Source organism: Brumicola pallidula DSM 14239 = ACAM 615 (assembly GCF_000428905.1).
Classification (GTDB): Bacteria; Pseudomonadota; Gammaproteobacteria; order Enterobacterales; family Alteromonadaceae; genus Glaciecola; species Glaciecola pallidula.
Genome location: NZ_KE386814.1, coordinates 365,758 through 389,212 on the forward strand (window position 1 = coordinate 365,758; position 23,455 = coordinate 389,212).

At 41.9% G+C, this 23,455-nt stretch carries 22 protein-coding genes and 1 other RNA gene; 13 read left to right on the top strand and 10 right to left on the bottom strand.

All coding sequences use genetic code 11. The features are described from left to right. The first annotated feature begins 215 nt into the window (after window positions 1-215). From G399_RS0112480 to G399_RS0112495, 4 genes are all read left to right on the top strand, one after another. Window positions 216-467 carry a DUF1289 domain-containing protein gene (locus tag G399_RS0112480; protein WP_006012697.1) on the top strand — a complete coding sequence of 84 codons (252 nt, stop codon included), beginning with the start codon at window positions 216-218 and terminating at the stop codon, window positions 465-467. A gap of 176 nt (window positions 468-643) precedes the next feature. Continuing rightward, complete coding sequence (locus G399_RS0112485) at window positions 644-1,465, top strand: HDOD domain-containing protein (RefSeq protein ID WP_006012699.1); 822 nt, start codon at window positions 644-646, stop codon at window positions 1,463-1,465. A 111-nt stretch (window positions 1,466-1,576) separates the two neighbouring features. Further along, the gene (locus G399_RS0112490; protein ID WP_226988987.1) at window positions 1,577-2,302 is read left to right on the top strand and encodes a DUF481 domain-containing protein; all 726 of its coding nucleotides are present in this window, start codon (window positions 1,577-1,579) and stop codon (window positions 2,300-2,302) included. 102 nt (window positions 2,303-2,404) lie between these two features. Then, window positions 2,405-3,154, top strand: coding sequence for a DUF481 domain-containing protein (locus G399_RS0112495; RefSeq protein WP_006012704.1), 750 nt, complete (start codon window positions 2,405-2,407; stop codon window positions 3,152-3,154). A 158-nt stretch (window positions 3,155-3,312) separates the two neighbouring features. On the opposite strand, the gene G399_RS0112505 is transcribed toward G399_RS0112495, so the two are convergent. Next, entirely contained in the window at window positions 3,313-4,053 is a 741-nt protein-coding gene (locus G399_RS0112505; protein ID WP_006012707.1) for a tryptophan 2,3-dioxygenase family protein, read from the bottom strand. 118 nt (window positions 4,054-4,171) lie between these two features. On the opposite strand from G399_RS0112505, the gene G399_RS0112510 reads away from it, so the two are divergent. Continuing rightward, window positions 4,172-4,633: an Lrp/AsnC family transcriptional regulator gene (locus G399_RS0112510; RefSeq protein WP_006012709.1), complete on the top strand. Its 462-nt coding sequence runs from the start codon at window positions 4,172-4,174 to the stop codon at window positions 4,631-4,633. Window positions 4,634-4,779: 146 nt separating this feature from the next. Here G399_RS0112510 and serA read toward each other — a convergent pair whose 3' ends face one another. The 6 genes from serA to ssrS form a co-directional block, all read right to left on the bottom strand. Next, complete coding sequence (serA, locus tag G399_RS0112515; RefSeq protein ID WP_006012711.1) at window positions 4,780-6,009, bottom strand: phosphoglycerate dehydrogenase; 1,230 nt, start codon at window positions 6,007-6,009, stop codon at window positions 4,780-4,782. A gap of 117 nt (window positions 6,010-6,126) precedes the next feature. Further along, complete coding sequence (gene rpiA, locus G399_RS0112520; protein ID WP_006012712.1) at window positions 6,127-6,780, bottom strand: ribose-5-phosphate isomerase RpiA; 654 nt, start codon at window positions 6,778-6,780, stop codon at window positions 6,127-6,129. A 105-nt stretch (window positions 6,781-6,885) separates the two neighbouring features. Beyond that, window positions 6,886-7,587 (bottom strand): 5-formyltetrahydrofolate cyclo-ligase, encoded by a 702-nt coding sequence (locus G399_RS0112525; RefSeq protein ID WP_006012715.1) that lies wholly within the window; start codon window positions 7,585-7,587, stop codon window positions 6,886-6,888. A 15-nt stretch (window positions 7,588-7,602) separates the two neighbouring features. Beyond that, a complete protein-coding gene (locus tag G399_RS0112530; protein ID WP_006012718.1) occupies window positions 7,603-8,544 on the bottom strand; it encodes a nucleoside hydrolase in 942 nt (313 codons plus the stop codon). Between the two features lie 110 nt (window positions 8,545-8,654). After that, complete coding sequence (locus tag G399_RS0112535) at window positions 8,655-9,548, bottom strand: ribokinase (protein ID WP_026843704.1); 894 nt, start codon at window positions 9,546-9,548, stop codon at window positions 8,655-8,657. Between the two features lie 38 nt (window positions 9,549-9,586). Next, window positions 9,587-9,770, bottom strand: a non-coding RNA gene (ssrS, locus tag G399_RS21670) — 6S RNA. A 177-nt stretch (window positions 9,771-9,947) separates the two neighbouring features. Between ssrS and G399_RS0112540 the strand changes: the two genes are divergently transcribed. The 3 genes from G399_RS0112540 (at window position 9,948) to G399_RS0112550 (ending at window position 13,349) form a co-directional block, all read left to right on the top strand. Next, a complete protein-coding gene (locus G399_RS0112540; protein ID WP_006012724.1) occupies window positions 9,948-10,517 on the top strand; it encodes a UPF0149 family protein in 570 nt (189 codons plus the stop codon). Window positions 10,518-10,668: 151 nt separating this feature from the next. Further along, window positions 10,669-12,015 carry a Xaa-Pro aminopeptidase gene (pepP, locus tag G399_RS0112545; RefSeq protein ID WP_006012727.1) on the top strand — a complete coding sequence of 449 codons (1,347 nt, stop codon included), beginning with the start codon at window positions 10,669-10,671 and terminating at the stop codon, window positions 12,013-12,015. 113 nt (window positions 12,016-12,128) lie between these two features. Further along, window positions 12,129-13,349 carry an FAD-dependent oxidoreductase gene (locus G399_RS0112550; RefSeq protein ID WP_006012728.1) on the top strand — a complete coding sequence of 407 codons (1,221 nt, stop codon included), beginning with the start codon at window positions 12,129-12,131 and terminating at the stop codon, window positions 13,347-13,349. An 80-nt stretch (window positions 13,350-13,429) separates the two neighbouring features. Here the strand turns inward: G399_RS0112550 and G399_RS0112555 are convergent, their stop codons facing one another. Next, a complete protein-coding gene (locus G399_RS0112555) occupies window positions 13,430-15,067 on the bottom strand; it encodes an amidohydrolase family protein (RefSeq protein ID WP_006012729.1) in 1,638 nt (545 codons plus the stop codon). A 277-nt stretch (window positions 15,068-15,344) separates the two neighbouring features. Between G399_RS0112555 and G399_RS0112560 the strand changes: the two genes are divergently transcribed. Both G399_RS0112560 and G399_RS0112565 read left to right on the top strand, forming a co-directional pair. Further along, window positions 15,345-16,469 (top strand): alkaline phosphatase D family protein, encoded by a 1,125-nt coding sequence (locus G399_RS0112560; RefSeq protein WP_006012734.1) that lies wholly within the window; start codon window positions 15,345-15,347, stop codon window positions 16,467-16,469. Between the two features lie 72 nt (window positions 16,470-16,541). Next, window positions 16,542-17,057 carry a hypothetical protein gene (locus tag G399_RS0112565; RefSeq protein WP_006012736.1) on the top strand — a complete coding sequence of 172 codons (516 nt, stop codon included), beginning with the start codon at window positions 16,542-16,544 and terminating at the stop codon, window positions 17,055-17,057. Here the strand turns inward: G399_RS0112565 and G399_RS0112570 are convergent. After that, the gene (locus G399_RS0112570; protein ID WP_026843706.1) at window positions 17,033-17,878 is read right to left on the bottom strand and encodes a LysR family transcriptional regulator; all 846 of its coding nucleotides are present in this window, start codon (window positions 17,876-17,878) and stop codon (window positions 17,033-17,035) included. The genes G399_RS0112565 and G399_RS0112570 overlap by 25 nt on opposite strands. Window positions 17,879-18,094: 216 nt before the next feature. After that, window positions 18,095-18,238 (bottom strand): hypothetical protein, encoded by a 144-nt coding sequence (locus tag G399_RS22040; protein ID WP_154658919.1) that lies wholly within the window; start codon window positions 18,236-18,238, stop codon window positions 18,095-18,097. 283 nt (window positions 18,239-18,521) lie between these two features. Here G399_RS22040 and gcvT point away from each other — a divergent pair, with 283 nt between their 5' ends. The 3 genes from gcvT (at window position 18,522) to gcvP (ending at window position 23,150) form a co-directional block, all read left to right on the top strand. Beyond that, window positions 18,522-19,604 carry a glycine cleavage system aminomethyltransferase GcvT gene (gcvT, locus tag G399_RS0112580; protein ID WP_006012930.1) on the top strand — a complete coding sequence of 361 codons (1,083 nt, stop codon included), beginning with the start codon at window positions 18,522-18,524 and terminating at the stop codon, window positions 19,602-19,604. Between the two features lie 87 nt (window positions 19,605-19,691). Continuing rightward, complete coding sequence (gcvH, locus tag G399_RS0112585; protein WP_006012931.1) at window positions 19,692-20,081, top strand: glycine cleavage system protein GcvH; 390 nt, start codon at window positions 19,692-19,694, stop codon at window positions 20,079-20,081. 144 nt (window positions 20,082-20,225) lie between these two features. Further along, entirely contained in the window at window positions 20,226-23,150 is a 2,925-nt protein-coding gene (gene gcvP, locus G399_RS0112590) for an aminomethyl-transferring glycine dehydrogenase (protein ID WP_006012933.1), read from the top strand. The last annotated feature ends 305 nt before the right edge of the window (window positions 23,151-23,455 follow it).

Below are 23,455 nucleotides of genomic sequence, written 5' to 3' on the forward strand. Positions count from 1 at the left end.
TGAGATTCTGCTGTAGATTACGGCCCATGAAAAGCCACAACGATGTAAAATAAATAAAACAGCACTTTTTAGCCCTAGAAGTCGTACCATGTAGGTAATAATCCCCGTAACACAGAGTTTACTGCTGTTATTTTATTCACAGATCAGCCAGTTGTGTGCTAATAATAATGATGAGTTTGTATGAAGTATCCTATTAATTCGAGACATTGGTCATTATGAGCGATATGCAGCAACTAGAGTTCTTTGCTATCCCGAGCCCATGTATTGGTGTTTGCCAATCGGGGCCACGAGGCTATTGCAAAGGATGTTTTAGAAGTCGAGAAGAGAGGCTTCATTGGTTACAAATAGATGATCAAACTAAAAGAATAGTGGTGAAAGCTTGTAACCGCCGCAAACAAGCATGGTTGCGTAAAAAAGTTGAGCCCAAACTACAAAATAAGCTGGGTGAACAACAAGATTTATTTTAATTTATTTTAATTTATTATTTTTATTGTGATAAATACTAAGCATATAATCAACTTAGGTTTACGCTAGCTATTTAAGGTATAGATTACTTAAACAAGGTATTATCAACACCACCCTTCAAAAAACTGTATTGGGTATAATCGGTATATCGTTATAAATCAAGACCGGAACTATGCCAATGCAGCCTCTTGTTAAATTTGCGTCAAAATCATTTACGCTTCCAGATACTTGTGTGAATCTCAGGGTCGCCCTAGATGACCCCAGAAAAGACATGGCTGACATTGCTCAATTAATTTCTGTTGACCCTTCGTTAAGTGGAAAAATCTTAAAATTAGCGAATAGCGCCTTGTTTAGATTTCCTAGTCAAATTGAAACTGTGACAAAAGCACTGAACGTCATTGGGGGTGAAGCGGCTTATAATATTTCTATTGCTGAAACGGCAAACATCGCATTTAAAACTTTTAATTCATCGGTTATCAACTTTGCTGCCTACTGGCAAAAAGCGGTTATGTGCGGTGTGATTGCGAAAAGTATTGCTCAACAAAAACAGTTACGAGGTAGTGAACGTTTTTTTGTGTTGGGTATTCTGCAATCTTTAAGTGAGCTAATTGTTGCAAGTAAGCACACGCAGGCTTACACCAAGTTTAAGAATGATGAAGAGATTGCGGCACCATTAGCAAAACAAATGAAACACTTTAGATTTACCTTTCCAGAATGCAGTGGACTGATTATCGAAGAGTGGAAATTACCGCTGTCATTAGTTGTACCGCTGAAAACGTTGAAGCACCCGCCAAGTGAAAAAATGAGTTTGGATGGAAGTATTCTCTACATTGCTATCGCCATTTGTGAAGTTGAAGGCGACAACATTAAAATGGAAAATCTTCCACAAATTAATCTTCAAGCAATAGAGATGGTTGGCTTGACCGATGAAGATTATGATATGATTATCAGCTATTCGCGTTCGGAAACGTCTAAAATTGCGAACTTGATAAATTCGTAAACTTTAAATAGCTCTACCAAAAACATGCCTAGATTAAAAGTAACAGCCTTTATTGGCTTTTTTTGTGTTTGTCTCATTTTGTCATTTCAGGCGAACGCGTCTAGCGACATCTTGAAAAAACTCTACCTGAAAGAAAAAAAACTAAAACAAAAGGCACAAGGTATATCACTAAGCGGTGAATTTGGTGTGTTAACTGCAAGTGGCAATACCAATACAAGCACGTTTAAGGCTGCATTAACTTCAGAGCATGAATTGCCGCGGTGGAGTAACAGTTATCAAAGTGAAATAGTTTATAAACAGAACAAAACTGCTACCGATACTATCGTCACGGCACAACGATTTTTAATAAATGCACAGCTAGATTATAAGTTGCCTTCGAAAAATAATCGTTTATTTATTTTTGCCGAATATAACAACGACAGATTCAGTGGTTTCCGTTACCAAAGCGCATTTGCGGCAGGGTGGAGCTCGCATGCTTGGAAAAATCAAGAAAGCCAATTTAGATATAGTATTGGGCCAGGGTATGCATACGCACAAAGAGAAGTGATAGATGAGAATGAGCGAAAGTCGTATGGTGTTTTTAACGAGATGATCATAAGAGCCTCACTTGATTATCGCTTATCCTTGAGCGACTCAGCAAGGTTCAGACAGTTTATCAGCACGGAGGCTGGTCAGGAGACAAACCGCTCCCGCTCTGAAACAACGCTGACCGCCAGTATTATTGAATCTTTAGCAATGAAACTGTCTTTTGTGATGATTTATAACGACGGAACGCTGCAAAGAAACGAAGATTTGAGCACAGAAACCAGCATTTCATTGGTTTATCAGTTTTTTTAACTTGCCTAAATTAAAAAAAACGATAAAATGTTGCCCGCTTTTCTTTAAGGCTATGCTATTCGCTGTTTCTAGGCATCTTAAATACACAATATGGAAAAATTTATGAAACTTTTAACTATATCGGTAGTGGTTACCCTCGGTCTTTTTGCGTCTGGTGCACAGGCAAAAGATGCAACATTTACAATGGATGGTGAACTTGGCTTCATCTTCACCTCTGGTAACACCGAAACGACATCCGCTAATGCTGCGTTAAACGCCAAACAAGAGCTTGAGATGTGGAGTAATGAATATACCTTCAAAGCTTTATATAAGAAGGACACAGTAGATGGTGTTGAAACAACCTCAGCCGATAAGAAGTTTGCCTCTGCTCAGGCTAACTATAAATTAGACAATCCTGATCATCGTTTATTCGGCTTTGCCTCGTATGAAGATGACCGTTTTAGTGAATTTGATTATCAATCAACACTCGCTGTTGGTTGGAACCAAAAGCTTTGGGAAGACGACACCAGCAGCTTTGAATTCAGTGTCGGCCCTGGTTACTCATTCGCTGACCGATTTGTTACTGATGTCGATGGTAATCTAACAACCGAATCAGAAAACGGTGTGGTTGTTCGTGGTGCTTTTGCTTATGCTTATAGCCTTTCAGAGACCGCTAAATTTACACAATCCTTTTCAACAGAAGTCGGTGCTGATAACACTAAGTCTCGCGCAGAAAGCGCGGTGAGTGCAAAAATCGCAGGTGGATTGTCAATGAAAGTTGCAATCAAATTTGATCACAACTCAGATGTAACAGGCATTCGTGATAACTTAGATACTGAAACTTCGGTTAACTTGGTTTACACGTTCTTTTAAACACTAAAGCTGACAAATAAGCTAAGCATTCGGCATGAAAAACTTGGGTTCAGTGCCATTATTAGCGATATTAACAGTATTATTAACAGTATTATTAACAGTACTATTAGCAGTGTTATCAAAGCCTCCGCTATGCAATATTCTTGATGCGGAGCTTTTTATTTTTTCTTACTAATTGAATCACGTACTTTGCCATACTCTTGGCCCCAAGTATCACTCATTTGACTGCGAACATCCCAAAGTTCAGGGAAGAATTGCTGACGTGCGCCGTTTTGCAGTACTTCTACAGGACGCCCTTTGAGTGAATTAGAATTAATGCCAATTGAGCGGCGGATCAAAAACATGTGATCCCATCTGAATTTCTGCATTAATTCGTCAAATTCAATTAATGCTTCTGCTACAGCATAGGCATCACAATGGCTGAATTGTTCGTCATAAATGTCTTGCACGGTTTGCTTTCGCTCATGTAAATAATGTTTTTCAAACAGTTGCCAAATATCCTTTGGCATTTTTAGCAATGTAACAAACCCGGGAGATTCTTGACCACTACCATTGCCCAATTGCAGTCTAATCTGCTGATATTCTTTTGGTGACATGGTTTCTAGTAAATCTAATTGTTGGATCATCAGGCGCTGGATCATGTGTACCCGTCGCATTTGTGAAAGGATAGGTATGGACTTATTTAATTGTATCTTTTCCAGCACATCAATTAGCGTAAAAATAATTTGCTTCATCCACAGTTCTTCTACTTGATGCACCAGTTGAAACTGTAATTCATCATGGGTGGAAAGTTCAGCTAAGGGTTTTTGGCAGGACAATAATTTATCGCATTGCAAGTAAACGCCATAGTCGAGCATTTGCGGATTGTTCAATTCTTTGCTGTATTTTTCGCGAAACATTATTGACTCTGAATTTATATACGTGACGTTTATAGTATTCGTTATTGTAAAAAACATTGTTCTTTATGTTTCATTGAAACTAGACTATGCAGAACGTAATTACTAAAAGTGATTAAAAATGAAGAGTATCGTTCTTGATGATTTAGATTTGCACATTATTCGTTTACTTGAAGAAGATGGCAGGCAGTCTTTTTCGTTGTTGGGTGAAAAGGTAGGATTAAGTAAAACACCTTGCTGGAATCGCGTCAACCGTCTACAAAATGCAGGCGTAATTGAAGGTTATGGTGCGCGTATTAATCCACACAAGCTAGGATTAGAAGTGCGTGCTTTGGTACAAGTGATTGTTGAATTTGCGGATTACAAAGCTTTCGAACAAGCCGTCAATAAACACCGCAGTATTAACTGGTGCCAAGCCATTACCGGCGAGTTTGATTACATTATGCATGTGTTGGCGGACAATATTGGTGAACTAGACAGCTTGTTACGTGAAGAACTTAGTGGTTTGCCCGGTGTGCATCGTTTTACAACCTCAATTTCTACTCGTGTTATTAAAGCGGCAAAAGGTGTGAGTCGAAGGTAGTGAGCAAAGTAAAGAGCAAAGTAAAGAGCAAAGTAAAGAGCAGGGAAACAAAAAAGCCAGCTACTCTGATGCGCAAAGGCTAGCTGGCTTTATATGGTCAATTTATTTTGCCACTCAATCGCTTTTGTATCGAGCGAACTTAAGCTCTAATGCAATAATCGGGTTTTTATAGTTCCTTCAATTGCTTCTAGTTGAGCAAATGCGTCGTACGCTCTATCTGCTTCAACATCCACAACGACATAACCAATTTCTTCGATTGTTTGCAAATACTGAGCAGCAATGTTGATGTTTTGATCAGCAAAGGCTTGGTTAATTTGTCTAAGCACGCCAGGGCGGTTCTCGTGTATGTGCAATAAGCGAGAGCGATTGATATGCGAAGGAAGTGACACTTCCGGAAAATTCACCGCTGATAGGGTTGAGCCGTTGTCACTATACTTGGCCAGTTTACCAGCTACTTCAATGCCAATATTTTCTTGCGCTTCCTGTGTACTTCCGCCCACATGAGGAGTCAAAATGACGTTATCAAAAGCACATAATGGAGACTCAAACGCTTCATTGTTTGATTGTGGTTCAACTGGGAAAACATCTATAGCGGCGCCATTAAGCTTTCCTGACTCAAGTGCAGCGACCAATGCATCGATGTCAATGACGGAGCCACGTGACGCATTGATCAGAATAGAGCCTTGCTTCATTTCTGCCAGTTCGCTTGCGCCGATCATGTTTTGCGTATGAGTTGTTTCGGGCACGTGCAGGGAAACAATATCAGAGGTATTGAGTAGTTGTTTTAACGATTTCAATTGAATTGAATTGCCCAAGACTAATTTATCTTCAATGTCATAAAATTGAACCCGCATACCTAAATGCTCGGCAAGAATACTCAATTGTGTGCCAATGTGGCCGTAACCAATAATACCAAGTGTTTTTCCGCGTGCCTCGTAAGAGCCTATTGCTGATTTATCCCATTCACCTCTGTGCGCTTTTGCGTTTTTAGCAGGGATGCCTCTTAATAAGATAATGATTTGGCCTAGCACTAATTCAGCGACCGAACGTGTATTCGAAAAAGGCGCATTAAAAACCGGAATACCGCGTATTAATGTCGCTTTTAAATCAACTTGATTGGTACCAATACAAAAACAACCAACGGCTACTAGCTTTTTAGCGGCAGCAATGACTTTTTCGTTCAGTTGTGTTCTGGAGCGAATACCAATGAAATGAACATTTTTGATTTTCTTAATCAATTCATCTTCAGTCAGTGACGTTTTTAAGGTTTCGATATTGGTGTAACCATTAGCTTGTAAAGTTTCAAGCGTACTGGGATGTAAACCTTCAAGTAACAAGATTTTAATTTTTTCTTTAGGGAGTGACACTTTAGTCATGGAGCAAAAACCTTAACTCGTAATATAGATACATTCAGACATCTAGACGTCTGTTGGGCAGGAGGATGCTAATATAACAAATTAGAACCACACTGCACAGTTTTAATTGGCGCATTATTAACTCTTTATAACACCTTGCTCCGTGCCCGTAAGAACAACATCTGCGCCGCGATCAGCAAATAAGCCATTGGTAACGACACCAACGATATTATTGAGCTTTTTTTCTAACTCAACGGGATTTAAAATTTCTAAGTTGTAGACGTCAATAATAACATTACCATTGTCAGTCACAACACCTTGGCGATAAGCCGGATCACCGCCCAATTTAACGATCTCTCGAGCGACATAAGACCTTGCCATTGGTATCACTTCCACGGGTAATGGGAAATGACCTAAAATAGGAACATGCTTTGTATCGTCAATAATGCAGATGAACGTTTTAGCAACAGCGGCAACGATTTTTTCTCTAGTTAAGGCTGCACCGCCTCCTTTAATCATGTGCTTGTGCTCTGTAATTTCATCAGCGCCGTCTACATAGATATCGAGGTTGTCGACAGAATTCATATCAAATACCTCAATTCCGAGGTTCTTTAATCTTTCAGTTGAGGCATCCGAGCTTGAAACAGCGCCGGCGATATCATGCTTTTTAGTCGCCAGTGCATCAATGAAAAAGTTAACAGTAGAACCCGTTCCAACGCCAACAATACTGTCTTGTTTAACGAATTCGAGTGCCGCTTCAGCAGCCGCTTTTTTCTTCTGATTTTGGTCCACTTAAATATCCTTAGGTTGTCATTACAATTAGTACCGGTTGGGGCGATAAAACAACTAATGTTAATACACTAAATTTAGTCTTAAATAGGCGCGAATACAAAGGATTTACAAAAAACAATAGAGTTTGTTTGAGGTGAGTACATAAGGCAGTCCTATATCCCAAGTTGCTGTGGGTAAAGTTGACGTTAATTGCAAATCGTGTGCGAGTCCTACTACGATCGGTTGGTCATTCTTTTCCATATTTGCTAAGCCGGCTAAAGTGCGGTCGTAAAAACCACCACCCATTCCGAGTCTATTGCCGGCTAAATCGAAGGCGACTAAGGGGGTAAATAAAACGTGAAGGTTTTCTAAAGGGCATACTCGTTGAACATCTAACTTGGGCTGTGAAATACCAAAATTATTTTTATGCATTGGTGTGTGTTGACTGAATTCTTGAAACAGTAAATGGCCTTTGCAAAAAGGATGTAAAATAGGCACAAATACTCTACATTTAATTGACCATAAATAGTCAATTAGCGGCTGCGTATTAATTTCGCCATTGAAGGATAAATATAAAGCGACGTTTTGAGCACCGTGAAACAAGGTAAGTTGCTGGAATTGTTCAAGCAGTTTTTGTGCTGCCTGTGTTTGCTGCTCTCTTGACAAAGAAAGGCGCTTGTCGCGAAACGTCTTGCGCAAGCGCTTTCTTACTTCAAGAGCATCTGCCTCAAGAGCATCTGTTTCAAAAGCATCTGTTTCAGAGCGTCGTATTTTTGCTTTTTTTGCTTTTTTTGCTTTAGAGTCAGCAGTCACTTTATCAACAGCCAAGGTTTACACGGCACGTTACAGAGCGTACCGGTTAATAAGTAAGTCGGTTAGTCGAGGGTGGTCAACTGTTGTGGCTACATTGATGCTAGAAGCTTCTAACCAGTCAGGACTGATCGTGGAGCCATGTGGAGCGAAGCTTGTTTGTCCTTGATTCAATTTATCAGTGGAGACTCTAACATTGCCCTCGGTCATGCCAAACAACGTTGGGTCGACGATGTAGGCAATTGGAAACGCATCGTGAAAATAGCACTGTCTGGTTTCCTTGCCTGCAGAATAAAAGTCCATATAGAACTTAGCCGCTTTTTCTACAAAGCCGCCTAGTTTAGGATTTTTCTGCGCTAAAATGTTGGTAAAGTTGGGTGCAAACGGAAGGTCATAGGTAACGTCTAAGCCAAACATGTTGAGTGTCCAGTCAGCACCTAAGACTATTTCAGCAGCGTACGCATCATTCCAAATATTGGCTTCGGCAACAGGGGTTACATTGCCGGGCACAAAAACGGCTCCGCCCATAATATTGACCGCTTTTACTAACTTAGGTAAGTCTGGCTCTAGGCGCAGTGCTAGCGCTAAGTTACCTAAAGGACCGACAGCCACAATGGTGATCTCACCAGGATATTTAAGCGCCATTTCAACGATAAACTCAGCGGAGCTGCGAGGATCGATTTTGCCGACAGGGGCAGGATGGTTAATATTACCAAAACCATCGTCGCCATGCACAAAATGAGCATACTTTGATTCAGGACCAACCCATGGCATCGCGACACCCTTGCATACCGGAATATCTACTTCAGCAAGTTCACACAAACTGAGTGCGTTCTTCGCTGCCATAGTCGCAGGCACATTGCCATAAACAGTGGTTAAGCCTAATACGTCAATATCAGGCGATTGAAATGCAAAAAATATCGCCATTGCATCGTCAATGCCCGGATCCGTGTCCAATATAATCTTGTGTGTCATATTTTATATGTCATAGTTGTCTCTATTCTTTTTTTATGATTATATGCTCAACGCAAATAATCTCTTTTAATTATTCTAATTGAAATTCGATAAGCGACCCCACACAAAGACTACTGTGCTTGTAAAAAAGCAGTGACTTGGTCAACGCTTGGTATCGAAGGTCCAGCTCCGGATTTCATGACGGCTAATGCAGATGCAGCGCATGCATACTTTAAGGCCTCGGCAATGGCCATGTTTGACTGATAAGCTGCCAAGAAAAAACCAATGAAGGTATCACCGGCTGCAGTCGTATCAATTGCATCGACTTTAAATGCAGCACAAAACTCCTCAACACCGCCCTCGACAAACCAAACTCCGGCTTTGCCTAGTGTTAGTAGAATTTTGGTCGTCGGGTAACTTGATTTGAGTGAAACTTTGATAGCTTCAACATCACTTTCACCGGTCAGTTGCTCGGCTTCCACTTCGTTTACAATCAATAATGTTAGCTTATTAAGCGGCAGTTGTTTTACCGATGCAGTCATTGGAGCTGGGTTAAACGCAATGTTTAAATTTCGTTTGTGTGCTTCTTCAATTATCTTTTCGATGGCATTGGTTTCGTTTTGCAGTAATACCCAATCATTTGGTTTGGCTTCTGCTAGCGCGCTAACAATGTGTTCATTACTGATTGTTTGATTAGCGCCACCAAATAAAATAATACTGTTTTCTGCATCAGGAGTGACCTGAATGATCGCATGACCGGAAGCAATATCACTCATTTTACGAATGAAATCACAATTTACGCCAGCCTCTTTCATTTGTTCAGTAAAGCCACGGTCAGATGCTCCGATGGCACCAACATGGAACACTTGACTACTGGCTTTGGCTAACGCCACGGACTGATTTGCTCCCTTGCCACCTAAAATGGATTGGTAATTGCTGGAAGAGAGTGTTTCGCCGGGTTGTACGAAATGGGGAACAGAATACACGTGGTCAATATTAATTGAGCCAAAGTTAAAAACTGCCATGGTTATGCCTTGTACAATCAAGTGTTTAAAATGAAATGGTGCTTCCCAAAATGTCGCCATGCACTTTTCGTCCGTGTGCCGATAAGGACACGGTGGAGGTATCTACATTACCGCAGGTTTCTCGATACGAGTCGAGCTTACACAATAGTAATAATGTCAACTTCCTAAGTTTTTAGCATCGGCAAGGAACATGAAATGCATTCGCAAACATTCCAGGAAGCATTGACCCCTGCGAATTCCGCTAGGGGAACGCAATACTACAGGAAACTAAGGAATGAATGAAGTGTTTCTCAAAACAGTTTTTTAGTATTTTATTGTGGACGCCAAAAAGACCGACGAAGATTCCACTTTGATTACCTATTTGTTACGATACCCAATTATCGACTAAAGGATGAATTCATGTCAATTACTTCTACGGATTATGAAACTTTTTCTGCCATGCTCTCTCAAGAAAACATCATTGTTGATGCTGCTGAAGTACAAGGTATCTTGTGTGGCATGTTAGCTGGTGGCATGACTGCTGACGACCAGTCTTGGATTGAAGCACTAAGTGATGTGGTTAATCAAGGCGATGGTTTTAGTGGTAAAGCCAAAACTCAGATAGTGGGGTTATTTAACGAAATTTGTCAGCAGTACGTTGACCCTGATTTTACACTTGCACTTTGTCTTCCTGATGATGCCTCACCGATTAACGACAGAGGCAGTGCATTGTTGAATTGGGTACATGGCTTTTTATTGGGTTTTGGTTTACATCAAGCCGACTTAACTGGTTGCTCTGAAGATGTGAAAGAAGCATTAGAAGATTTTACCGAAATTGCGCGCATGGACGAAAAAATGAAGGACGATGAAGAATCTGAGCAAGCTTTATTTGAGGTCATGGAATACGTTCGTATTACTGCCATGCTTTGCTTCCATGAATTAGGTAAATCACCTCTCGAATCAGAAAATGTGACCAATTCGGTGCATTGAACGTAAAAGAGTGACTAGCGGGTATTCGGCAAAGCCCTCGTTACCACTTGTTTAGGGGGCACCAACTAACGATACGCAAACTAACGATGCGACAAGCAATGATGCATTAATCAAAACTGTAAAATACGAAGTAAAGGGAAGCCGCTTAAGAATGACAATATTACTGGCAGAATTTCAGCAGCGCCGAGATTGCTTACTAGCGCAATGCGAGCCCAACAGTATTTGCATAGTTGCCGCCAGTTCACTCGTGACAAGAAGCAATGATACTGAATACCCGTTTCGCCAAAATAGCGATTTTTGGTATTTAACGGGCTTCAATGAACCCAACTCGTTTCTAATTTTGTCGAATGGCTCAGTTGCACGAAACATCTCTAATGCATTGACTACCCAGAGTAAAAAATCGTCAATGATATTTGTTGAACCCAGTGATGCACATGCTGAAATTTGGCATGGTAGGCGTTTAGGAGTGGAAAACGCGGCGGCAAAGCTAGGTACTGATTTAGCCTTTGATGTTGATGATATTCATGAAGAGTTAGTCGATATTATTGATGGTCATGAGCATATTTATTTTTCATTGGATGCTGAACCGAGTATTCAATCGACTATAAACGAAGCGCTTGGGGAGTGCAGGAATTCACCTAAACAAAGCAAATTTGCGCCTTCCAGTGTGCACGATATTCAAGCGATTTTACATGCCATGCGTTTACTAAAGTCGGACGCTGAATTAAGTATCATGCAGCGTGCGGCTGACATCTCAGCAATGGCTCACGTAAGAGCAATGCTGTTTAGCCAAGCAGAAAAGTTTGAATATCAGCTAGAGGCAGAAATTCATCATGAGTTTGCAATGCAAGGTGCTCGCTATCCCGCCTATGGTACAATTGTGGGTAGTGGTGAGAACGCCTGTATTTTACATTACACCGAAAACGCAGGGAAACTTGCATCAGGCGATTTAGTATTAATTGATGCTGGTTGTGAACTTGAAGGCTATGCCGCTGACATTACCCGCACATTTCCTGTGAATGGTAAATTCAGCCCCGCGCAAAAGCAGCTATATCAACTGGTATTAGATTCACAAGAAGCGGCTTTGGGCATGCTTAAACCTGGCAATACTATTTCACAAGCTATGCAAGCTTGCGTTCAAGTGATCGTGCAAGGGCTCGTTGACCTGAATATTCTGCGCGGCTCGGTTGCAGCCAATATAGAAAAAGAAACTTGGCGTACCTACTTTATGCACGGCCTCGGTCATTGGCTTGGACTGGATGTGCATGATGTTGGTATTTATAAAATTAATAATATCGACCGTCCTTTGCAAGTAGGTATGGTGATGACCGTTGAACCGGGACTGTATATTCCAGCATCGGCAAGAGTTGATGATAAGTTCAAAGGCATCGGTATACGCATTGAAGATGATATTGTGATCACCCCAAGTGGCAATCATATTATGACAAGCAAAGCGCCAAAAGCAGTCAGCGATATCGAAGCGTTGATGGCAAGCTGAACGGCAACAGCCATGATGGTGTCGCAATGGCCTGTAAATTGAGCTTGATTTTTTTATATAATAACCCCGAATTAAAAAATACATTGGCAAGTTTTGCCATGGGAGAGTGCTAGGTGAGTTTGGTTAATGTTGACATAGCTATTGTCGGAGCGGGTATTGCTGGGCAAACACTTGCCTTGGCGCTAGCTCAACAAAATTTTAGTGTGGCGATCATCGATGCTAACGATATATCGCAAAATATCACTGATGAGTTTTCGCCAAGGGTTAGCGCGATCAGCAAAGTCAGTGAACAAATACTAAAAAATGTTGGTGCTTGGCAAAACATACAGCGCATGCAAGCTTATACCCATATGCACGTTTGGGAAGATCAGGCTTTTGGTCATATTGCCTTTTCTGCTGACGAAAATAAAGTCGACAACTTGGGTCATATCATTGAGAATAATTGCATTATTCAAGGCTTATTCGAGACCGTTTCAAGCATAGAAAACATTCAATTATTCAGTGCACAAAAAATATCTGCGATTAATCGCAGCCAAGACCAGCAATTAATTAATCTTGAAAATGGGAGCATAATTGCCGCTAAGTTAATTGTGGGTGCGGATGGCGGTAATTCATTTGTGCGCAAAACAGCCGGTTTTGCAGTTACGTTTTGGGATTATGATCACGTTGCAATCGTGGTTAATATTGAAACTGAATTACCCCATGAACGCATCGCAAGACAAGCATTTACGCCAACCGGCCCCTTGGCTTTTTTACCGCTGTCAAAGCCAAATGCGTGCTCGATTGTATGGTCGCAAGACACTCAAGAAGCCGAGCGTTTGTTGGCATTATCGGATGCAGAATTTTGTAAATCGCTGCAGGTGGCGCTCGACAATCAACTCGGCAAATGTGAACTGTTGAGTAAACGTTCTAACTACCCTTTAAAAATGCAGTACTCTCAGCAATGGGTCGACGATGGTATCGTGTTAGTTGGTGACGCAGCGCATACAATTCATCCCCTGGCGGGGCAGGGAGCTAATTTAGGCTTGTTGGATGTGGCTGCCTTAGCGCAAGAACTGAGTGCGTTAAAACTAGCAGGTAAACCATTTCATACTAAAAAAGCCTTGCGTTCATATGAGCGTTGGAGAAAAGCCGAAGCGGCGAAAGTAGTGGCAACGATGGAAGGCTTCAAACGACTCTTTAGCGGCAGAGACCCCGCAGCAAGACTGGCCAGAAATGTGGGCCTAAAAGCAGCCAATGCAATACCCCCAATCAAAAAGTTTTTTATTCAACAAGCAATGGGTAATGCAGGAAAAATGCCTGATTTAGCTAAACTAAACAACACATCACACTAGTGAATTGAAGTCGGTAATGCTCAATATGCCGCGTCTTGACAAAGCCGTGGCAGCAAGCAAAAGTGCAAATTGGTCGTTATTTATTTTTCTGTGTGCTCTTCTTTAATATGTTCTTCTTTCATGGCTTCTTTTTTAGCTTTTTCAACCATTTTTCTTACGTCACTTAATAGTACTTTTGCGTCATACACAATGCCGTCTTTTATGGTGTAATCAACACCACCTTTGCGTGTCGGTTGGTTGTTTTCATCAAGCTGATAGTGGCCTGTGCCATACAATACTTTAAAATTGCGTAATGGATTTTCTTTAATAATCACCATGTCGGCTAATTTGCCAATACTAAGTGAGCCAATCTCATCGTCCATGCCTAGAGCTTGTGCGCCGTTTAAGGTCGCCGCTTGAATCACTTCATAAGGATTGAAGCCTGCTTCGCGCAATAATTCTAATTCGCTGATATAGCCGAAGCCATAAATTTTATAAATATAACCGGAGTCAGATCCCGTGGTTACTCTTCCGCCATGGTTTTTATAGTCGTTTAAAAACTGCATCCATAATCTGAAATTTTCCTTCCATGAAATTTCTTCATCAGTAGTCCAATCGAACCAATATGAACCATGTGCATAACGACTGGGTTTGAAAAACTCCCATAATGTTGGCAATGTATATTCGTCATGCCAGTCGGCGTTGCGTTCGCGCATTAAATCGCGGCTGGCCTGATAAATTGTCATGGTAGGATTAATGGTAAAATCAAGTTCAATGAGCTCATCGCGAACGTCGTTCCATTTTTCAGAACCAAATGGAGCAGCTTGTTTCCACAACTTACCGGCTTCTGAAAATCGGTCTTGTTCATTATTATAATTATAAGTTGCCGGATAGTTTTGGATAACCTGATCTTCAAAAAGTGCTTCAGGCAAGCCATACCAATGTTCCATGGTAGTTAAGCCAAGCCTTGCTGAATCTAATGCATTCATGCTCATGACATTAAGTTGAGCGTGGTGCATCATGGTACCAAGGTTCTGCATTCTGGCTTCATCTAGCGCCGCTTCCATGACCTTTGGCGTTGCGCCAAAAAACTTAACTCCTTTGGCGCCTTGCTTGGCTGCGTTCTTAACCCAGTCACGCGCTTGTTTCGCTGTAGAAATCGGTTTTTCACTGCCCATTCCGAAACCTAAATAAGGAATAATTCGAGGTGCAACGATGGTGTTTTTTGCACTGCGCTCAACATGGTCAAGGACCCAATCTAGGCCATTGAAACTGCCGGGTTCACGCACCGTTGTAATGCCATGTCCTAACCAAAGTTTAAAAACATATTCGGCAGGTATATCTTCGGCTGAACCACCAATATGACCGTGCATATCAATAAAACCAGGGAATACAAAATAACCGGGCAACACCATTTCTTTGTCGCCATCGCGCAGTTGCGGTCGATTATTTGACTTAATAGGAACATCTGGGTGACCGACGTCAACAATATTGGTGATGCGATTTTTTTCAATCACAACATCAACTGGACCACGAGCAGGCGCTCCTTCTCCATTGATGATAGTTACTGCACGTAAAATTAATCGATTATACGGCCCATCGCCTTCGCTACCTTGCTTGTCCGGCGCCGACGCACCAGGCGCTGAAACTACCATTCCTGAGACCAAACTCAAGGTAATAGCGAGTGCGCTAGTGGCTATACATTTTTGGGTAAATAACGAGATGATTTTAGTTAACATGATTCCCTTCCGTTTTATTTTTTTACAGTATACGATGACACTACCGAATGGACATAACAAGCCGCAGTTTTTCTTGTTTTGTATCATTAGCCATCAAGCGTTGTTAGTTTTACCTCAAATGGTGTCTGAATTTTAATTGATGCAATGTAAAGTCAAAGAGGCCACTATTCTCTAAATCATAAGGTGTTATATTCAAATCTTACTTCATATTTGTAGTTTAAATAAAAGCATTATTCTGTATTTTAACTCCACATTACCATTGATCAGGAACGACAAGATGTTCATCAAAAATAGATTTCTTTTTATTACTCTCAGCGTGCTTTGTATATTTGCATTCACTGGCTGTGCGCATAAACCATCCAATGTTGCTATACCAGACGATGGTGTTTTCACGCTTGCTTTTGCTTCATGTGCTCGCGAAAATCAACCCCAGCCTATTTGGACTGAAATAGCTAAAGTAGACCCAGACGTGTTTTTGTACATTGGCGATAACGTTTATGCTGACGTGTACGAAGTCAATGGCAAACGCAGCATGCAGCCTGTTACCACGAGAGCAAGGTTTGATGAAGCCTATGCACAAGCGAATGCGATCCCTGAGTTTGCCGCATTCAGAAAGCAGGTGCCTGTGATGTTAGGTACTTGGGATGATCACGATTATGGCGTAAACGATGGTGGTAAAGAATTTGCGATGAAAAAGGAAAGCCAACAGGCCTTTCTCGACTTTTTTGAATTTTCAAAAGACGACCCTATTCGACAGCAAGAGGGTATTTATCACTCAAGAATGTTCAACGATGATGGCCGTCAAGTTCAGGTTATTGTCTTAGACACGCGCTATCATCGTGACGCCATCATTAAAGATCCCAATGGCAGGCCTGAAAACAAGGGTCCTTATTTACCTACCGCCGACAAATCGGCAACCATACTCGGTGATAAGCAATGGTTGTGGCTATCCCAACAGTTAGAAAAACCTGCGGATTTTCGCCTTATTGTTACCAGTATTCAAATTGTTGCCTATGAGCATTCTTGGGAAGGCTGGGGACTGTTTCCGCATGAACGTGATCGTATGTATCAACTAATAGCTGAGAAGCAAGCTAACGGCGTTGTATTCATTAGCGGTGACCGTCACTTGATGGAAATTTCAAAAGATGAAGGTCAATTGGGTCATAAAGTACCTTACCCAATGTGGGATTTTACCTCGAGTGACATCACCAGAACGTTGTCTGAAGTGAATGAAGACAATACATTTAGACAGGGTGCTGTCGTAAGAGACACTAACTTTGGTGAGGTCGTGATCAATTGGGCTGATAATACATTAAACTCCAACATCGTATTAACTGCCAGAGACCGCAATGGCGCAGTGCTAAATCAACAAACGGTGTCATTACGTGAATTGCAAATGTAGACTGCGCCGACTTTACAAGCGTACGTTAACAAATGCGTTTAACAGGCGTGATTAAAAATTAGAGATGACGAGATGACTAGCACACTGGCCCAAGTTAACGTTAATGTGCCTTTTAATGGCCGGCACATTTTATTAAAAGCGAGTATCAACACGGTTGCTACCTTGTGTTTAATTGTCCTGCTATTTTTAATCAACGAACCAGCAGTTAAGCCTTATGAATTTATTTTCCTGCTTATCGCAGCATCTGTTTTGTCGGTGTTCTCTGTCTATTTATGGACCTGCCATGTGCGCGCTAAACGCAGTATATTAAGTATCAATTCTGATTTTATTGCATGGGTAAATAAGCATAAAAATGTGCGAGTAAAATGGTCATTTATTCGTGAAGTGAATATTGTCGACTTGTCTAAAAAAGTAGGACGCTCAAAATACGTGGTTTATGATTTTGTGCTAGACGCGCAGGAGTCCAAGTTGCCAAGCCCAATGAGCTTGTACCCCAGTGACTATCAAATTTCCCACCCTGAATTACTCGAACTTATTGAGCAAGCCGCTAAAAAATACAATTTTCAGGTAATTCTTGATCGAATGTAGTCCGATAATGTTTTGCTGACTTGCGGGTGTTGGGTGTCTTGGTTGAATAAGCAAATCTTTATTTTCCCCAAGGCAGGCAGGCGTTTATTCTTAAGAATGTCTAGCTCTGGTGGCACGCTACTTTTAGCCAGCACGGTGACTCCTAATCCTTGTTTAATGGCTGCAATTAAACCGTACAAATCGGCATTAGTGTAGCTAATCTTCCAAGCATTCGTTTGCTGCTTTAGTTGTTGAATAACTCGAGAGCGATACACACAGCCATCGGGCGCTAATACTAAAGACAAATTGCTTGAATTCAGCGGTTGTTTGGCATCACCGACCCAAACTAAGTCATCTTCTATAAGCAGTTCGCCTTCAATAGGGTCCTCAGGATTAACTAGCGCTAGAATGAGGTCAAAGTCTTTTCTATTATTAGCATTCAGTAGTTGTCGGCTAAGTGCGGAGGTAACATCAAGGGAAACATCAGGGTAGCGTACACTAAACTCACCGACAATACTGGGCAATAGCCGTGTTGCGAATTCGCCGGGAATACCGAGTCTTAATCGCCCTCTAAGTTGTCCGTCTTCTAAGCGCCGAAAAATATCATCATTGATAGCGAGCATTTGTTTGGCTTGCTCATATAGCCATTGACCATCTGCATTGGCTTGATGGCGCTGACCAACCTTGTCGAAGAGTTTTTTGCCAAGCTGGTTTTCGAGCTTCTTTATTTGCAAACTGATGGCAGGTTGCGAGCGGCCAAGCAGTTCACCAGCTTTGCTGTAACCACCCAGTTCTATAATGCCGACAAAGGTGCGTAAGTTGTCTAATGATAGCTGTTTCATGTGCCTCTCTTTATTCAATGCCTCTTTATTCAATGTCTCTTTATTCAATGTCTCTTTAGCATCGCGTGTATTGTTGTTTGCCGAATCCCATGCAATCTCTTTTACTGCTAAAAAGTCGCTGCGAGCACATCCATGTGGCGCTTGGCAATCGGCGTCCTGCCGATTGACACTTTTTAGCAGTAAAAGAGATCGCATGTGCTTCTTGTTATTTATGTTTTATTTAGCATCGCGTGTATTGTTGTTTGCCGGATCCCATGCAATCACTTTTACTGCTAAAAAGTCGCTGCGAGCACATCCATGTGGCGCTTGGCAATCGGCGTCCTGCCGATTGACACTTTTTAGCAGTAAAAGAGATCGCATGTGCTTCTTGTTATTTATGTTTTATTTAGCATCGCGTGTATTGTTGTTTGCCGAATTGCATGTGCTTCTCGTTATTTATGTTTTACCTAGCATCGCGTGTGTTGTTGTTTGTCGGATCCCATATAATCTCTTTCATTCGTAAAGTGTAGGTATTATCAGGAGTTTAAATGCATTCTAACTAATACATTTAAAAAGTAAATGTATTCATTAGGACTTTTAATTGGATCTTCTGCATTGCGATTTCTATACTGAGATTACGAAATTTTATAATGAGATACTGCAAATGAATACTACAGCTCTTCATGGCGCGCACATCAAAGCTGGCGCGAAGATGGTCGATTTCTTTGGTTGGAATATGCCAATCAACTACGGTTCACAAATTGAAGAGCATCATGCCGTGCGTCAAGACGCTGGTATGTTTGATGTATCTCACATGACGATCGTCGATGTTATTGGTGTTCAGGCGAAGGACTATTTACGTTATTTGCTGGCCAACGATGTTGAAAAGCTCCAACTTAAAGGCAAAGCCTTGTATAGCGGTATGCTGAATGAAGAGGGCGGCGTTGTTGATGACCTTATCGTATATCATTTTGAGTCGACTAATTACCGTTTAGTGGTTAACTCTGCTACTAAAGAAAAAGACTTGAATTGGTTGAACAAGGTCGCTGAAGGTTTCGATGTTTCCATTACTGAACGTGATGAATTTGCCATGATTGCGGTGCAAGGCCCGAGTGCGCAAGCAAAGGCGCAGAGCTTATTTTCTGCAGCTCAAAAAGAAGCCGTTGAGGGGATGAAGCCCTTCTTTGGTGTGCAGGCGGAAGATTTGTTTATTGCCACCACCGGTTACACTGGCGAAGCCGGATATGAAATTATGGTGCCGGTTGGCCGTGCAGAGGAATTTTGGGACCAATTATTAGCAGCGGGTGTTGTGCCATGTGGTTTGGGCGCTCGTGATACACTTCGTTTAGAAGCGGGTATGAATTTGTATGGTCAAGATATGAACGAAACGATTTCTCCATTAGCTGCCAACATGGCTTGGACAATAACGTGGGAGCCAACTGAACGCGATTTTATGGGCCGTAAAGCCTTAGAAGTACAGAAAGCGGCGGGTCATGAAAAATTAGTGGGCCTCGTAATGACTGATAAAGGCGTACTGCGTGCGGGTCTAAAAGTGATCGCAACAACGGGCGAGGGCGTTATAACATCAGGCACATTTTCACCCACATTAGGTTACAGTATTGCGATGGCAAGAGTGCCTGCAGGAACTGAAATTGGTAGTACAGTTGAAGTAGAAATGCGCAAAAAGTTAGTCACAGTGAGCGTGGTGAAGCCTAGCTTTGTTCGTAACGGAAAAAGCGTGTTATAGGCATCACCAAGATTTAGAAATAGGTCTGAAAAAGACTCGCAACAAAAATACTTATTATTAATTATTCAACAACAGTTAGGAAACATTATGAGCAATATACCAACAGAATTACGTTATGCCAGTACTCATGAGTGGGTTCGATCAGACGGTGACGGCGTATTTACCGTCGGCATTACTGAGCATGCACAAGACTTGCTTGGTGATATGGTGTTTGTTGATTTGCCCGATGTAGGCGATGCCGTTACAACGGGTGATGACTGCGCTGTTGCTGAATCAGTAAAAGCAGCGTCTGATATCTACGCTCCTATTACCGGCGAAGTTATTGAAATAAACAGTCAGTTAGAAAATTCACCAGAGTTGGTTAACTCGGATTCATTTGGTGAAGGCTGGATGTTTAAAATAAAAGCGGATGATCCTACTGAAGTCGAAGGTTTGATGGACGCAGAATCATACGGTACGTCAATCGCCGACGAATAATAGTTACTTCACGCTAGTTTTGAAGTGAGTCTACTTTAGCCTCACTTGAAATAGTATTAGTTAATATCGCTCAATCTGAGCTTCCGCTTTTAGTGCGAAGTTCGGCATTCTTATTTTTAAATTTTGTTTTTAGGTCGCTAGTATATGAATAACTCAAATACACCTGCTTCGTTGTTGGATTTAGAACAACCGAACGATTTTATCCGCCGTCACATCGGTCCAGGCAAGGGTGAAATGGAAGAAATGCTGTCGTTTGTTGGCGCTGATTCATTAGACGATTTAATGCAGCAAACTGTGCCTGTCGGTATTCGTTTGCCAGAGCCGCTTACCGTAGGCGAGGCGCAAACCGAAGTGAATGCACTCGCTGAATTGAAAGCGGTTTCAAAAAAGAACGTGATTAATCGTTCCTTCATTGGTATGGGTTACAGTAATACATTTACACCTAACGTTATTTTGCGAAATGTACTGGAGAACCCAGGCTGGTATACCGCATACACGCCTTATCAGCCAGAAATTGCACAAGGTCGATTACAAGCCATTCTTAACTTCCAGCAAGTGACGATTGACCTCACAGGGTTGCCATTAGCATCCGCTTCATTGTTAGATGAAGCAACGGCTGCAGCCGAAGCAATGGGGTTGGCTAAACGCGTTTCTAAAAACAAAAAGTCCAACAGCTTTTTCGTTTCACAAGGTGTTCATCCTCAAACACTAGATGTAGTAAGAACACGCGCAGAAATGTTTGGTTTTGAAGTCATTGTTGGTGATGCACTCGACGCTGCAAGTCACGATGTGTTTGGTGCGTTGTTACAATACCCAAGCTCAACCGGCGAAATTAAAAATATTCAGCAAATAATTACTGATGTGCAAGCAAATAAAGGCATTGTTGCTGTTGCTTCAGACCTAATGGCGTTAACCATGTTGACGCCTCCGGGTGAACTTGGCGCTGATGTCGTGCTAGGAAGCGCACAACGCTTTGGTGTCCCAATGGGTTACGGCGGCCCACATGCTGCCTTCTTCGCCACCAGAGACGAATATAAGCGCTCCTTGCCAGGTCGTATCATTGGCGTGTCAAAAGACACACGCGGTCGCCCTGCATTGCGCATGGCATTGCAAACACGTGAGCAACATATTCGCCGCGAAAAAGCCAATTCAAACATTTGCACAGCTCAGGTATTGCTGGCGAATATGGCCTCGTTCTATGCTGTGTATCACGGTCCCGTAGGCATAACGACTATCGCTAATCGGATTCACCGCTTTGCTGATATCTTAGGTGCAGGCTTGGTTAGTAAAGGTGTTGAACTAGCACATGATACTTGGTTTGACACACTAACAGTGAAAGTAGCAAATAAAGCCGAAACCTTACAAAAAGCATTGGCTAAAGGCATGAACTTGCGCGCTGATCTTGAAGGCACCGTGGGTATTAGCTTTGATGAAACCTCGACGCGCCAAGATATTCTAGATTTGTTTGACGTACTTATTGGCGAAGGCCATGGACTGAGTGTTGAAGCGCTCGATACAGATATTATGGCGAACGGGTCAACGTCTATTCCGCAAGAATTAGTGCGCACCAGTGCATTCTTAACGCATAAAGTATTTAATAGCTACCATTCAGAAACTGAAATGTTGCGCTATATAAAGTCGCTCGAAAATAAAGATTTAGCCTTAAACCACAGTATGATTTCATTGGGTTCTTGCACAATGAAGCTGAATGCTGTTGCCGAAATGATCCCGGTAACGTGGCCTGAATTTGGTCAACTACATCCATTTGCCCCGTTGAATCAAGCACTTGGTTACAAGCACATGATTGACGAACTCAGCGATTGGTTAATTAACATCACTGGTTACGATTCATTATCCATGCAGCCAAACTCTGGCGCACAAGGCGAATATGCGGGTTTGCTAGCCATTACTCGTTATCATGCGAGTTTGGGTAATAGTCACAGAAACGTGTGCTTAATTCCGCAATCAGCACATGGAACTAACCCTGCTTCAGCACAAATGTTGAGCTTAAAAGTGGTTGTTGTTAACTGCGATGCGAAGGGCAACGTTGACTTAGCTGACCTTCGTGCTAAAGCTGAAGAAGTAAAAGATAACTTAAGCTGTGCGATGATCACATACCCGTCAACTCACGGTGTGTATGAAGAAACCGTCAAAGAAATTTGTGACATAGTGCATGAATTTGGTGGGCAGGTTTATATGGATGGCGCAAACATGAACGCCCAAGTGGGCGTGACTTCGCCTGGCTTGATTGGTTCTGATGTGTCGCACTTAAACTTGCACAAAACTTTCTGCATTCCACATGGTGGTGGCGGTCCGGGTATGGGTCCTATTGGCGTTAAGGCGCACTTAGCACCATTTTTACCTAGCCATACTTTAATTGGTTTGGAAGCAGGTGGTACCGGTGAAGATTTAGGCACCAATGGCGCTATTTCAGCTGCGCCATGGGGCAGTGCATCAATTCTTCCTATTAGTTATATGTACATCAAAATGATGGGTAGCGAAGGCTTGAAGAAAGCCACTGAAGTTGCCATATTGAACGCTAATTACATTGCCCAGAAGCTTGAAGGCCATTACCCGATTCTTTACAAAGGCAATAATGGTCGTGTAGCCCACGAATGTATTATTGACTTACGTCCGTTAAAAGAAGCCTCCGGTGTGACTGAAATGGATGTTGCCAAGCGCTTAAATGACTATGGTTTTCACGCGCCAACTATGAGCTTTCCAGTAGCCGGTACGCTGATGATTGAGCCAACTGAGTCTGAAGCCAAAGCTGAGCTAGATAGATTCATTGAAGCAATGGTTTGCATTCGTCATGAAATAGCCAAAGTAGAGTCAGGTGAATGGGATGCAACAGATAACCCATTGCATAACGCACCGCACACATTGGCCGATATTTGCGATAATAACTGGACCAGAAGCTACGATCGTAAAGTAGCCGCTTATCCAGTTGATGCGGTTGCCAAGGATAAATTTTGGCCAACAGTGAATCGTATTGATGACGTTTATGGCGACAGGAATTTAATTTGTTCTTGCCCGGATTTAGATAGTTATCGGGATTTTGCTGAATAATGGCAATGATTGTTATAGCTTGGGATTCCCAATCTATAATGGGTATCTGTGAAAGACGAAATTACAAAAAGGGCCGAAAGGCCTTTTTGTATTGCTGCCATGAACTTCGATTGGCTTATCTAACTTTATTAGTGAGATGGACGGAACAAGATACGATATATTAAAATATGATTTGCATTGATACCGCATAGTTTGTTTTCTACTGAAAGTTGTTTGATTATTAAATGTCATCGCAACGTTGAGTTGATGTGATTGCTATGTCGACTTATGCCAGACTTTAAAACAATTGCTGACTTCAGAAAGGA

Excerpts from the sequence above, each read along its gene's own strand:
- G399_RS0112480 (WP_006012697.1), top strand. The coding sequence starts at position 216 with ATGAGCGATATGCAGCAACTAGAGTTCTTTGCTATCCCGAGCCCATGT.
- G399_RS0112485 (WP_006012699.1), top strand. The coding sequence starts at position 644 with ATGCAGCCTCTTGTTAAATTTGCGTCAAAATCATTTACGCTTCCAGAT.
- G399_RS0112495 (WP_006012704.1), top strand. The coding sequence starts at position 2,405 with ATGAAACTTTTAACTATATCGGTAGTGGTTACCCTCGGTCTTTTTGCG.
- G399_RS0112505 (WP_006012707.1), bottom strand. The coding sequence starts at position 4,053 with ATGTTTCGCGAAAAATACAGCAAAGAATTGAACAATCCGCAAATGCTC.
- G399_RS0112510 (WP_006012709.1), top strand. The coding sequence starts at position 4,172 with ATGAAGAGTATCGTTCTTGATGATTTAGATTTGCACATTATTCGTTTA.
- serA (WP_006012711.1), bottom strand. The coding sequence starts at position 6,009 with ATGACTAAAGTGTCACTCCCTAAAGAAAAAATTAAAATCTTGTTACTT.
- G399_RS0112530 (WP_006012718.1), bottom strand. The coding sequence starts at position 8,544 with ATGACACACAAGATTATATTGGACACGGATCCGGGCATTGACGATGCA.
- G399_RS0112535 (WP_026843704.1), bottom strand. The coding sequence starts at position 9,548 with ATGGCAGTTTTTAACTTTGGCTCAATTAATATTGACCACGTGTATTCT.
- G399_RS0112540 (WP_006012724.1), top strand. The coding sequence starts at position 9,948 with ATGTCAATTACTTCTACGGATTATGAAACTTTTTCTGCCATGCTCTCT.
- pepP (WP_006012727.1), top strand. The coding sequence starts at position 10,669 with ATGACAATATTACTGGCAGAATTTCAGCAGCGCCGAGATTGCTTACTA.
- G399_RS0112555 (WP_006012729.1), bottom strand. The coding sequence starts at position 15,067 with ATGTTAACTAAAATCATCTCGTTATTTACCCAAAAATGTATAGCCACT.
- G399_RS0112560 (WP_006012734.1), top strand. The coding sequence starts at position 15,345 with ATGTTCATCAAAAATAGATTTCTTTTTATTACTCTCAGCGTGCTTTGT.
- G399_RS0112565 (WP_006012736.1), top strand. The coding sequence starts at position 16,542 with ATGACTAGCACACTGGCCCAAGTTAACGTTAATGTGCCTTTTAATGGC.
- G399_RS0112570 (WP_026843706.1), bottom strand. The coding sequence starts at position 17,878 with ATGAAACAGCTATCATTAGACAACTTACGCACCTTTGTCGGCATTATA.
- G399_RS22040 (WP_154658919.1), bottom strand. The coding sequence starts at position 18,238 with ATGCGATCTCTTTTACTGCTAAAAAGTGTCAATCGGCAGGACGCCGAT.
- gcvT (WP_006012930.1), top strand. The coding sequence starts at position 18,522 with ATGAATACTACAGCTCTTCATGGCGCGCACATCAAAGCTGGCGCGAAG.
- gcvH (WP_006012931.1), top strand. The coding sequence starts at position 19,692 with ATGAGCAATATACCAACAGAATTACGTTATGCCAGTACTCATGAGTGG.
- gcvP (WP_006012933.1), top strand. The coding sequence starts at position 20,226 with ATGAATAACTCAAATACACCTGCTTCGTTGTTGGATTTAGAACAACCG.